The organism is Streptococcus infantis (assembly GCF_001579645.1).
Taxonomy (GTDB): domain Bacteria; phylum Bacillota; class Bacilli; order Lactobacillales; family Streptococcaceae; genus Streptococcus; species Streptococcus infantis_E.
In genome coordinates, this window is record NZ_KQ970818.1 from 478,301 (window position 1) to 490,603 (window position 12,303).

The 12,303-nt window shown below is 41.0% G+C and carries 12 protein-coding genes and 1 pseudogene; 12 read left to right on the top strand and 1 reads right to left on the bottom strand.

Annotated features, from left to right (window positions below; genetic code table 11):
* The 3 genes from SINDD18_RS11180 to SINDD18_RS02245 form a co-directional block, all read left to right on the top strand.
* Positions 1-1,205, top strand: a 1,205-nt coding sequence (locus SINDD18_RS11180) for an ERAP1-like C-terminal domain-containing protein (protein WP_241497310.1), incomplete at its 5' end; no start/stop codon positions are given.
* 115 nt (positions 1,206-1,320) lie between these two features.
* On the top strand, positions 1,321-1,992 hold the full coding sequence (locus SINDD18_RS02240; RefSeq protein ID WP_061862933.1) for a response regulator transcription factor: 672 nt from the start codon (positions 1,321-1,323) through the stop codon (positions 1,990-1,992).
* Positions 1,985-3,319 carry a sensor histidine kinase gene (locus SINDD18_RS02245; protein WP_061862934.1) on the top strand — a complete coding sequence of 445 codons (1,335 nt, stop codon included), beginning with the start codon at positions 1,985-1,987 and terminating at the stop codon, positions 3,317-3,319. The genes SINDD18_RS02240 and SINDD18_RS02245 overlap by 8 nt, the downstream gene beginning before the upstream one ends.
* Positions 3,320-3,428: 109 nt before the next feature.
* On the opposite strand, the gene SINDD18_RS02250 is transcribed toward SINDD18_RS02245, so the two are convergent.
* A complete protein-coding gene (locus SINDD18_RS02250) occupies positions 3,429-3,704 on the bottom strand; it encodes a DUF3270 family protein (RefSeq protein WP_001145234.1) in 276 nt (91 codons plus the stop codon).
* 138 nt (positions 3,705-3,842) lie between these two features.
* On the opposite strand from SINDD18_RS02250, the gene SINDD18_RS02255 reads away from it, so the two are divergent.
* The 9 genes and pseudogenes from SINDD18_RS02255 to SINDD18_RS02295 form a co-directional block, all read left to right on the top strand.
* Positions 3,843-4,772: a peptidase U32 family protein gene (locus tag SINDD18_RS02255; RefSeq protein WP_061862935.1), complete on the top strand. Its 930-nt coding sequence runs from the start codon at positions 3,843-3,845 to the stop codon at positions 4,770-4,772.
* Between the two features lie 105 nt (positions 4,773-4,877).
* Positions 4,878-5,561 carry a ribose-5-phosphate isomerase RpiA gene (gene rpiA / locus SINDD18_RS02260; RefSeq protein WP_061862936.1) on the top strand — a complete coding sequence of 228 codons (684 nt, stop codon included), beginning with the start codon at positions 4,878-4,880 and terminating at the stop codon, positions 5,559-5,561.
* Between the two features lie 12 nt (positions 5,562-5,573).
* Positions 5,574-6,785 (top strand): phosphopentomutase, encoded by a 1,212-nt coding sequence (locus SINDD18_RS02265; RefSeq protein ID WP_061862937.1) that lies wholly within the window; start codon positions 5,574-5,576, stop codon positions 6,783-6,785.
* Position 6,786: 1 nt separating this feature from the next.
* Positions 6,787-7,368, top strand: coding sequence for a DUF1697 domain-containing protein (locus SINDD18_RS02270; protein WP_061862938.1), 582 nt, complete (start codon positions 6,787-6,789; stop codon positions 7,366-7,368).
* Positions 7,343-8,152, top strand: coding sequence for a purine-nucleoside phosphorylase (locus tag SINDD18_RS02275; RefSeq protein ID WP_061862939.1), 810 nt, complete (start codon positions 7,343-7,345; stop codon positions 8,150-8,152). Before SINDD18_RS02270 ends, SINDD18_RS02275 begins: the two co-directional genes overlap by 26 nt.
* A gap of 4 nt (positions 8,153-8,156) precedes the next feature.
* Positions 8,157-9,392: pseudogene (locus SINDD18_RS02280) on the top strand (chloride channel protein).
* Entirely contained in the window at positions 9,389-10,099 is a 711-nt protein-coding gene (locus tag SINDD18_RS02285; RefSeq protein WP_061863229.1) for a type 1 glutamine amidotransferase, read from the top strand. The pseudogene SINDD18_RS02280 and the gene SINDD18_RS02285 overlap by 4 nt, the downstream one beginning before the upstream one ends.
* Before the next feature lie 537 nt (positions 10,100-10,636).
* Positions 10,637-11,347 carry a purine-nucleoside phosphorylase gene (deoD, locus tag SINDD18_RS02290; protein WP_061862940.1) on the top strand — a complete coding sequence of 237 codons (711 nt, stop codon included), beginning with the start codon at positions 10,637-10,639 and terminating at the stop codon, positions 11,345-11,347.
* A gap of 229 nt (positions 11,348-11,576) precedes the next feature.
* Positions 11,577-12,303, top strand: a 727-nt coding sequence (locus SINDD18_RS02295; RefSeq protein WP_061862941.1) for an NAD-dependent protein deacylase, incomplete at its 3' end; no start/stop codon positions are given.

Genomic DNA, 12,303 nt, shown 5'->3' on the forward strand with positions numbered 1-12,303 from the left:
CTGCTACAGTTGAAAATGATGTGTTGAAGATTTCGCAAAAACAATTCTTTATCGGTGAACACGAAGACAAGAACCGTCTCTGGGTAGTGCCACTTAACAGCAACTGGAAAGGCTTGCCAGATACTCTCGAAACTGAAAGTATCGAAATTCCTGGTTATGCTGCGCTTCTTGCTGAAAACAAAGGAGCCCTTCGTCTTAACACAGAAAATACAGCACATTACATTACAGACTATCAAGGCGACTTGCTTGATGCTGTTCTTTCAGAATTAGTAGAACTTGATAACACAAGTAAACTTCAAATCGTTCAAGAACGTCGTTTGCTAGCTGAAGCTGGTCACATTTCATACGCAGACTTGCTTCCAGTAGTGGATCAATTGGCACAAGAAGAATCTTACCTAGTTGTTGCTGCAGTTTCTCAAGTTATTACAGCCCTTGAACGCTTCATTGATGAAGGAACAGAGGCAGAAAAAGCCTTTAAAGCCCTTATTGCTAAACTGGCTCGTTACAACTATGACCGACTTGGTTTTGAAGCTAAAGAGAGTGAATCTGATGAGGATGAATTGGTTCGTCAATTGACAATTTCCATGATGATTCGTTCAAATGACGAGGAAGCCAGTCAAGTTGCTAGCCAAATTTTTGCAGCCCACAAGGATAATCTTTCAGGACTTCCAGCAGCTATTCGTTCACAAGTTCTCATCAATGAAATGAAACACCATGAGACTAAGGAATTGGTCGCAACTTATCTCGATCTTTATACTCATGCGACAGATGCCGCCTTTAAACGCCAATTGGCAGCAGCCCTTGCTTATGCAACAGATGCAGAGAACATCCAAACACTGCTTGCAACTTGGAAGGACAAATTTGTCGTGAAACCACAGGATCTTTCAGCATGGTATCTCCAATTCCTAGGACACCAAGCAACTCAAGAAACTGTATGGGTGTGGGCACGTGAAAACTGGGATTGGATTAAGGCAGCTCTTGGTGGTGATATGAGTTTTGACAGCTTTGTCATCTTCCCATCACATATCTTTAAAACAGAGCAACGCTTGGCAGAATACAAGGCATTCTATGAACCACAACTTTCTGACCTTGCCCTTAGCCGTAATATCCGCATGGGAATTAAGGATATCGCAGCTCGCGTTGAATTGATTAAGCGTGAAAAAGCAGCAGTTGAAGCAGTTGTAGCTAAATATAGCAAAGCTTAAAAGATTCTAGTCTAACTAGATTACAAAAACTCAACTTTCTCTTGGAAAAACAAGGGAAGTTGAGTTTTTTTTAAGATATTTTTGCTATAATAGGTATAATAAGGAGGAATTTTTGATGATCAAAATTCTATTAGTGGAAGATGACCTAGGCCTGTCAAATTCAGTTTTTGATTTTTTGGATGATTTTGCGGATGTCATGCAGGTTTTTGATGGCGAAGAAGGTCTTTATGAGGCCGAAAGTGGTGTTTATGACTTGATTTTATTGGACTTGATGTTACCTGAGAAAAATGGGTTCCAAGTTTTAAAAGAATTGCGTGAAAAAGGGATTTCGACTCCTGTTCTGATCATGACAGCCAAGGAAAGTCTTGATGATAAGGGACATGGATTTGAGCTTGGGGCAGATGATTATCTAACAAAACCATTTTATCTAGAAGAGCTCAAGATGCGTATCCAAGCGCTGCTCAAACGTTCTGGTAAGTTCAATGAAAATACCCTCTCTTATGGTGATTTGACAGTTAATCTATCTACAAATGAAGTTAAAATCAATGATACTGTTGTGGAACTATTAGGTAAAGAATTTGATCTCTTGGTTTATTTCCTCCAAAATCAAAATGTGATCTTACCAAAAACACAAATTTTTGACCGTTTGTGGGGATTTGACAGTGACACAACCATCTCCGTGGTAGAAGTCTATGTATCAAAAGTTCGTAAGAAATTAAAGGGCTCAGTCTTTGCTGAAAACCTCCAAACCTTGCGTAGTGTTGGGTATATTTTAAAACATGTTTAAAAAAATTAAAAAGAATTGGTACGCAGAAGATTTCAGTTATTTTATCCGTAATTTTGGAGTATTTACTCTGATTTTCTCTGCTATGACCTTGATTATCTTGCAGGTTATGCACTCCAGTCTCTACACATCGGTTGATGAAAAACTCTTATCACTGAGCAAAAATCCTCAGGACGTTATTCAATTGGCGGTCAATCGTGCAACTGAGGACGTTAAGGATTTAGGTAGTGCCAATGTTGCTCCAGCTTCTGATAAAAAACCAACGGTTAGTTCCAATACGGAAGTGATATTGCTAGATTCAAATTTGAATCAATTAGTGACTGGCAACCGCTTTTTAGGTCTTGATAAGATTACTTTTAATAAAAAGGATTTGAATCATATTCGACAACTTCATGTTCAGAATAGTTATGGTCAGGATGAGATTTACCGAGTGATTCTATCTGAAATAAATATCGATTCTGTCTCGACCAATATTAAGTATGCAGCGGTTTTGATAAATACCAGTCAGATAGAGCAAATTAGTCAAAATCATGAGCAATTAATCGTGGTAGTCATGGCTAGCTTCTGGATTTTATCCATTATTGCCAGCCTTTATCTTGCGCGTGTCAGTGTTAAACCTCTACTTGAAAGCATGCAAAAGCAACAGAGTTTTGTGGAAAATGCCAGTCATGAGCTACGAACTCCATTAGCTGTTCTGCAAAATCGTCTAGAAACTCTTTTCAGAAAACCTGAGGCAACTATTATGGAGTCAAGTGAGAGTATTGCTTCCAGTCTAGAAGAAGTTCGTAATATGCGCTTTTTAACGACTAATCTCCTTAATTTAGCTCGTCGTGATGACGGCATTAAACCGGAATTAGGAGAGGTAGAGCCAGCCTTCTTTAACACAACTTTTACTAACTATGAGATGATCGCATCTGAAAATAACCGCGTTTTTCATTTTGAAAATCGCATCCATCGGACCATCATAACAGACAAGCTTCTTCTTAAGCAACTGATGACTATCTTGTTTGACAATGCTGTCAAGTACACAGAAGAAGAAGGAGATATCCATTTTGTCATTGCTACGACGGAGCGTAATCTCTATTTGTCAGTAGCTGATGATGGAATTGGTATTTCTGCAGTAGATAAAAAGAAAATTTTTGATCGCTTTTACAGGGTTGATAAGGCTCGTACTCGCCAAAAAGGTGGTTTTGGGTTAGGCTTATCCTTAGCCAAACAGATTGTCGATGCTCTTAAAGGAACCATCAGTGTCAAAGATAACAAACCTCATGGTACGATTTTTGAAGTAAAAATCGCTATCCAAACACCATCCAAGCGTAAAAATAAATAAGAAAAGGCTGTGACTTAGAAAGCGGTAGACCAAGTATCGCTTTTCTAGTCGCAGCTCTTTAGCTATCGTGGAAAAAATAGGTCGGGACAAAAATCCCGACCTTTTGAATCTAATATAATTTCTTCTTAATCATCGAACGTTGAACGTTTGATGCTGCTAAACTCAAGGCAATTGCTAGGCTAAAAGCTAAGACTGTATTGAACTTGAGGGCTAAAAAGATAAAGCTAAACAAGGCCAAAAAGACGCAAAAACAAGCAATGTTTACAAAGAAAAGAACTTCCTTCAAACTAGCAACGGAAGTGGTTTCTGGAACATAGTCTTGGTATAGCGTTGTTTGAGTTTCCTCTTCTTCAAACTCATACGGTTGATATTTTCTTACGGGCATGATTCTCTCCTTAACAGTACTCTTTCATTTTACCATTTTTCAAGAAAAAAATTATTACAGTAAGGTTACAAAAAGAATAAGTAAATTTATCATTTTAGGGAATAGCTGATTCTTCAGAAATGTGGTATAATTTTTCTTATGGAAAAGATTATTATTACAGCAACTGCTGAAAGCATTGAACAAGTAAAAGAATTACTAGAGGCGGGAGTTGACCGCATCTATGTTGGTGAGAAAGATTTTGGACTTCGCCTACCAAAGACTTTTTCTTATGATGAACTGAGAACCATCGCTGGTCTGGTTCATGATGCAGGTAAGGAATTGATCGTAGCGGTCAATGCCCTTATGCATCAGGATATGATGGATCGTATCAAGCCCTTCCTTGATTTCTTAGAAGAAATTAAAACAGACTACATTACTGTTGGGGATGCAGGTGTCTTTTATGTTGTCAATCGTGATGGTTATTCTTTTAAAACCATCTATGACGCATCAACAATGGTAACTAGCAGCCGTCAGATCAATTTTTGGGGACAAAAGGCTGGCGCTTCTGAGGCAGTTTTAGCCCGTGAAATTCCATCAGCTGAACTCTTTAAAATGCCTGAAATTTTGGAAATTCCTGCTGAAATTTTGGTCTATGGAGCAAGTGTTATCCACCACTCTAAGCGTCCACTCTTGCAGAATTACTATAATTTTACTCAGATTGATGATGAAAAAACACGTCAACGCGACCTCTTCTTAGCAGAGCCTAGTGATCCAGATAGCCATTACTCTATTTTTGAAGATAATCATGGAACTCACATTTTTGCCAATAACGACCTTGATTTGATGACCAAATTGCCAGAGTTGGTAGAGCATGGTTTCACTCATTGGAAACTAGAGGGACTTTATACTCCAGGGCAAGATTTTGTTGAGATTGCAAAACTCTTCATCCAAGCCCGTAGCTTGATTCAAGAGGGAAACTTTACGCATGACCAAGCCTTCTTGTTGGATGAGCAAGTCCGTAAACTCCATCCCAAAAATCGTTTCCTTGACACAGGATTTTATGACTACGATCCTGACATGGTTAAATAAAAATCAGAAACCCGAAATAAAATGTTCGGGTTTTTCTAGTGCAAGGATGAATTTAAAGCGTATTCATGTTATAATAAAAGTAGCTTTTTGTTTGGAGGTGTTTAAGTGGAAAATCTGAAAAAAATAGCAGGCATCAAGGCTGCTGAGTTCGTAACCAACGGAATGGTTGTAGGACTTGGAACAGGCTCGACTGCCTATTATTTCGTAGAGGAGATCGGACGTAGAATTAAAGAAGAAGGACTTCAAATTACAGCCGTAACGACCTCGAGTGTAACGACAAAACAGGCACAAGGATTGAATATCCCACTTAAGTCGATTGACGAGGTGGATGAGGTTGACGTGACTGTTGATGGAGCTGATGAGGTAGATCGCCAGTTTAATGGTATCAAAGGAGGCGGTGGTGCGCTTCTAATGGAAAAAGTAGTTGCGACACCAACCAAACAGTATATCTGGGTGGTAGATGAAAGCAAGATGGTTGAGAAGCTTGGCGCTTTCAAACTACCTGTCGAAGTTGTCCAATACGGAGCAGAACAGGTTTTCCGTCGTTTTGAAAAAGCTGGTTATAAGCCAAGTTTTCGTGAAAAAGATGGCCAACGCTTTGTGACGGATATGAAAAATTTCATCATTGATCTTGATTTAGGTGTTATTGAAGATCCGATTGCTTTTGGTCATCAACTGGATCTTCAGGTCGGTATTGTTGAGCACGGTTTATTTAATCAAATGGTTGATAAAGTGATTGTAGCAGGGCAAGCTGGCGTTCAGGTTTTAACTTCAACAAAAGGGAAATAAAGGAGGCAAACGATGTCAAAATTTAAACGTATTCATTTGGTAGTGCTCGATTCTGTAGGAATCGGTGCAGCATCAGATGCTAATAACTTTGTCAATGCAGGGGTTCCAGATGGAGCTTCTGATACACTAGGCCATATTTCAAAATCAGTTGGTTTGAATGTCCCTAACATGGCTAAGATTGGTCTTGGGAATATCGAGCGTGAGACAGCACTAAAAACTGTTCCCGCAGAAGCAAATCCTAGTGGTTACTACACTAAACTTGAGGAAGTGTCATTAGGTAAAGATACCATGACTGGTCACTGGGAAATCATGGGCCTCAATATCACTGAACCTTTCGATACTTTCTGGAATGGATTCCCAGAAGAAATCCTTACAAAGATTGAAGAATTTTCAGGTCGTAAAGTAATCCGTGAAGCAAACAAACCTTACTCAGGAACTGCTGTTATCGATGATTTTGGACCACGTCAAATGGAAACAGGCGAGTTGATCATCTATACATCAGCTGACCCGGTTCTTCAAATAGCTGCCCATGAAGACATTATTCCTTTGGATGAACTTTACCGTATTTGTGAGTACGCTCGTTCGATTACACTGGAACGTCCAGCTCTTCTAGGTCGTATCATTGCACGTCCTTATGTTGGTGAGCCTGGAAACTTTACACGTACTGCAAATCGTCGTGACTTGGCTGTATCACCATTTGCTCCAACAGTTTTGGACAAACTCAACGAAGCAGGTATTGATACTTACTCAGTAGGTAAGATTAGCGATATCTTTAATGGTGCTGGGGTGAACCATGATATGGGCCACAATAAGTCAAATAGCCATGGAATTGACACACTTTTGACAACAATGGGCCTTGCTGAGTTTGAAAAAGGATTCTCATTCACTAACTTGGTCGATTTTGATGCACTTTACGGTCACCGCCGTGATCCACATGGTTACCGCGATTGCTTGCACGAGTTTGATGAACGTTTGCCTGAGCTTATCGCTACTATGAGAGAAGATGATCTACTCATGATTACTGCCGATCATGGTAATGACCCTACTTATGCAGGTACAGACCATACTCGTGAATACATTCCACTTTTGGTCTATAGCCCATCACTAAAAGGAAATGGACACTTACCAATCGGTCATTTTGCTGATATTTCGGCAACAATCGCGGATAACTTTGGCGTAGATAAGGCTATGATTGGTGAAAGCTTCTTAGATAAATTGGTTTAAGATGACTCGCTTGGCATTACTGGTTAGAGGGATCAATGTCGGTGGAAAACATAAGGTGGTCATGGACCAGCTTCGTCAAGAATTGACAGAGTTGGGATTGGAAAATGTTGAAACCTACATCAATAGTGGCAATATTTTCTTTGATACTAGTATACCTAGAACTCAGTTGGTTGAGAGGCTACAGGATTTCTTTAACAAGCATTATCCATTTATCCAACATTTTTCCTTGTTAAGTCAAGAAGATTACGAAGAGGAGCTTAGAACTCTTCCGGAATGGTGGTTCCAAGAAATGGCTCGAAAGGATGTTCTCTTTTATACTGAGGGACTGGATACCAAGCAAGTCATTGAGAAAGTCGAAAGTATGGAACTGGTAGATGAAGTGCTTCATTTCGGGAAACTGGGAATCTTCTGGGGCAAATTCTCAGAAGAAACCTATACCAAAACAGCCTATCACAAGTATCTGCTTAAGATGCCTTTCTATCGTAATATTACGATTCGAAATGCAAAAACCTTTGACAAAATCGGTCAATTTTTAAAAGATTATGAAGGAGACAACAATGACATTATTAGCAAAAATCAATGAAACAGCTGCTTTCTTAAAAGAAAAGGGAGTAGAAGCACCAGAGTTCGGCTTGATTCTTGGATCAGGACTTGGAGAACTTGCTGAAGAAATTGAAAATCCAGTTGTGGTAGACTATGCGGAGATTCCAAACTGGGGACGTTCTACTGTTGTTGGACACGCTGGAAAATTGGTGTACGGTGAGCTTGCAGGACGTAAGGTTTTAGCACTTCAAGGACGCTTCCATTTCTATGAAGGCAATCCGCTTGAAGTCGTAACTTTCCCGGTTCGTGTCATGAAAGTTTTGGGCTGTGAAGGTGTGATTGTAACCAACGCTGCTGGTGGTATCGGCTTTGGTCCTGGTACTTTGATGGCTATCACTGACCACATCAATATGACAGGACAAAATCCGCTAATCGGTGAAAACTTGGATGACTTCGGTCCACGTTTCCCAGACATGTCAAAAGCCTACACTCCAGAATATCGTGCTACAGCTCATGCAGTTGCTGAAAAGCTTGGTGTTAGACTTGATGACGGTGTTTATATCGGTGTAACTGGTCCAACGTATGAAACTCCAGCTGAAATCCGTGCTTATAAAACACTTGGTGCTGATGCTGTCGGAATGTCAACCGTTCCTGAAGTTATCGTTGCAGTACACTCTGGCTTGAAGGTTCTTGGTATTTCATGTATTACCAACTTTGCGGCTGGTTTCCAAGAGGAACTTAACCACGAAGAAGTAGTAGAAGTTACCGAACGTGTCAAAGGAGACTTTAAAGGATTGCTGAAAGCTATTCTTGCAGAATTGTAAGACTATGAGAGTACGACTCCAAAGTATACCCTATGGACTGAGAGTGCTTCTAGCCACTTTATCATTAGGAATAGGGACGGGTCTGGTCGGAATTGCCTGTCATTATCTACTAGAAGGGGTGCAAGGGCTGGCTTTTGGCCAAGATGAGTCGGATTTACTCCAGCAATTTTAAGAAGCTGGAGGTCTCCGTAGATTTTTGGTCTTATGTGTGACTGGGTGCTTGGCAACTGGTTTTTGGTATGTCTTGCAAAAGCGTTATAAGATTCTGTCTATTCGCCAGCAAATTGACTTAGCTGGAGACAGGGAACCAGCGCTCTTAGTCCACCTCTTTCATGCAGGGATGCAGGTTGCGATTGTCGGAGCAGGTGCATCGGTCGGAAAAGAAGGAGCACCACGTGAGGTCGGGGCTCTTCTAGCTGGTCGCTTGGCGAAAGGTTTTTCTCTAGCCCTCAAAGAGCGAAAAGTCTTGATTGCCTGTGGTGCTGGAGCTGGTTTAGCTGCGGTCTATCAAGTTCCCTTTGCCAGTAGCTTGTTCGTCTTTGAGACCTTAGGACTCGCCTACAGTTGGCAGAACCTTCTACTGGTTTTGACCAGCACTTATCTGGCCACCTGGGTCGCTCAGTCCATCATTGGTCAGGAGGCTATTTATCACCTGTCCGCAGTCTCATGGTCGGCTAGCAGTTTCTTTCAGGCTATTGTGATTGCTTTCTTGGTTACTCCCTTGGCTCTGGTCTTTGCTTTCCTCGCCAAGCGGGCTAGTCACAAACGGCGGAAGGATGGGACGATTCTTTGGGCTCTTCCTCTAGCCTTTCTAGTGCTGGGGGGCCTAGCAATCTTTTTCCCTATCTTTATGGGAAATGGCCAGGTACTAGCGCAAGCCCTCTTGTCTAGCCAGTCGATTCCTTATCTTCCACTGGCTCTTGCACTGAAGGGGATTCTGGTTTATCTCCTCTTGCGCAATGGTGCTTATGGGGGAACTTTGACACCATCATTTGCCTTAGGGATTGGCTCTGGCTACCTAGTGACCTTGCTTTTGACAGCAGTTGGGATTCATCTAGATCCTGCTCTAGGGATGTTACTAGGTGCGACCGTCTTTTTAGGGACGACCTTAAAAGCTCCTCTGACAGCCATTGCCCTGAGCCTTGGATTTACAGGCCAAACTCGGAGTTTGACAATTCCGCTTGTACTTGCGGCTGGTCTGTCTTACGTGATTCGAAAGAGATGGGAGAAGAAACGATGAAGGTACATTTTGTACTGCATGAAACCTTTGAAGTGCCGGGCGCTTATCTAAAATGGGCGCAGGAGCGTGGCCATCAAGTGACCACGACCAAAGTCTATGAGAATGAAGCTTTACCAGAGACAGTGGATGAGATCGACTTTTTGATCGTAATGGGAGGACCTCAATCGCCAGATGAAGATCGAGAAGCTTTTCCATACTACGATCCTCAGGCAGAGATTGAGCTGATTCAAAAGGCCATGAAGGCTGATCGTTATATTGTTGGGGTCTGTCTTGGTGCCCAGCTCTTGTCTGTTGCCTATGGTGCAAAGTATGAGCACAGTCCAGAACGTGAGATTGGGGTTTATCCAATAACGCTTACTGAAGCTGGTTTAAAAGATGAACATGTCAAAGTTCTTGGACCGACTCTAAATACAGGACACTGGCATGGCGATATGCCAGGATTGACAGAAGATGCTGTCGTTCTTGCGACCAGTCAAGGTTGTCCACGTCAGATTATTCGCTTTAGTCCTAAACACAATGCCTTCCAAGCTCATTTGGAATTTGATCCAGAAGCAGTAGAGCTCTTAATTGCTGCGGATGGTGAAGAAGTTTTGGAAGAACAAAGCAAAAAATTGACTTATGTTCAAAAGCCTGAAGCTATTCGTAACTATGCTTATCGAGAAATGAATGCAAAACTCTTTGCATTTTTGGATTCATTAACAAAATAAATATAAAAATGAAAGAAAAGGAAAGGGAGTTCGGGTTTGAAATTGAACCCGTAATCGCCTCAACTTTCAAAACTAACTTACAATTGAACCCGCCCTAAAAGCTGTGTGAAAAAGATCAATTGCCTTGCAAGTCCAGTACTTGCTGCGTCAATCCCCTATTTTCACTGTGCTTTTTACGGGCTTGGTATCTTATAGAAAGGTAGAGCGTGTGTTCAGATTTGAACACGAGCGGAAAGCTTTTCTAATTACTCAATTAAAAAAGAAAGGATGGGTTAACCGTATTAGCTGAACTGAATACGGGCGGAGAACTGTGTAAAAAAGATAAACTGTCTAGCATTTACAATGCGTCGCCAGTTTCCTATTTTTACTTTGTTCTCTGTCGCCTGTCTTGTATATCAAAAAGAAAGGTAGAGCGTGTGTTCAAATTTGAACACGAGCGGAAAGCTCGGAAAATAGATAATCTGACTGTGAAATCAGGATTTCTCGTCAGATTCCTGATTTTCAGTCGCTTTCTGGTCGCTCTTTGTATCATAAACTATGTCTATCCATATTGCTGCTAAGCAGGGTGAAATTGCTGATAAAATTCTTCTTCCTGGGGATCCTCTTCGTGCGAAGTTTATCGCTGAGAATTTTCTTGAAGACGCTGTATGCTTCAATGAAGTCCGTAACATGTTTGGTTACACTGGAACTTACAAGGGCCATCGTGTATCTGTCATGGGAACAGGGATGGGAATGCCATCAATCTCCATCTATGCGCGTGAATTGATTGTCGATTACGGTGTGAAAAAATTGATCCGTGTCGGAACTGCTGGTTCTTTGAATGAGGATGTCCATGTTCGTGAATTGGTTTTGGCGCAAGCAGCTGCCACTAACTCAAACATCGTCCGTAATGACTGGCCACAGTACGATTTCCCACAAATCGCTAGCTTTGATTTACTAGATAAAGCCTACCATATTGCCAAAGACCTTGGCATGACCACTCACGTCGGAAATGTTTTGTCATCAGATGTTTTCTACTCAAACTACTTTGAGAAGAATATCGAACTTGGTAAGTGGGGAGTAAAAGCGGTGGAAATGGAAGCAGCGGCGCTGTACTATCTTGCTGCCCAACACCATGTTGATGCTCTTGCTATCATGACTATTTCAGATAGTTTGGTTAATCCAGATGAAGATACAACTGCAGAAGAGCGCCAAAATACTTTCACAGATATGATGAAGGTTGGTCTAGAAACCTTGATTGCAGACTAAAGTTAGATTCCATTCATGTGATTACTCTTGTTCTCAAAATGATAAGCATGTTCATTGCTTCAATCCTATAATAGATGAGAATAAGAACTTTGAAGAAAGCCTAATTGTGTCAAAGAACCGAGACTAGTCAGTTTAATATCTAAATCATAATCAAATAAAGTTGAAAACCTGGTTGACAATAGCTAAAGGTTTTCAACTTTTTTAGAACAAAAACTAAAGGAGGGGTAAAATGGATAAGATTGAACAATTACAGGAACTGATAGATCAAAGTCAGAGAATTGTCTTTTTCGGTGGTGCAGGGGTTTCAACAGAGTCTAATATTCCAGATTTTCGAAGTTCTGATGGTGTTTATAGTCTTAAGTTGGGGCGCCATTTTACTGCCGAGCAACTGGTTTCACGCACCATGTTTGAACGCTATCCAGAGGATTTTTTTGATTTCTACAAAAAGTATCTCGTCTATCCGGATGCTAAGCCAAATTTAGCACATATTTATCTAGCATTTTTGGAAAAGACTGATAAATTAAAGGCGATTGTGACACAAAATATCGATAGTCTCCATGAAATGGCGGGTTCTGAAAAAGTTTTGAAACTGCATGGTAGTGCAGATCGTAATTACTGTTTGGGCTGTCATCGCTTTTATGATTTGAATGCATTTTTGGCACTTGAAGGTTCAGTTCCTTACTGCTTAGATTGTGGTAAGGTGGTCAAACCTGACGTAACCCTTTATGAGGAACCTCTGGATATGGATGTTTTTAGTCGAGCAGCCCGAGTCATTCAGCAAGCAGATTTATTGATTATTGGAGGAACTTCCTTAGTCGTTTATCCTGCAGCTAGCCTAATCAATTATTTTTCAGGGTCAAATCTTGTCGTTATCAACAAGTCCAGCACTCCTCAAGACAGCCAAGCTGATTTAGTTATCGAAGGTAAGATCGGAGAAGTTTTTTCTAAATTGAGAC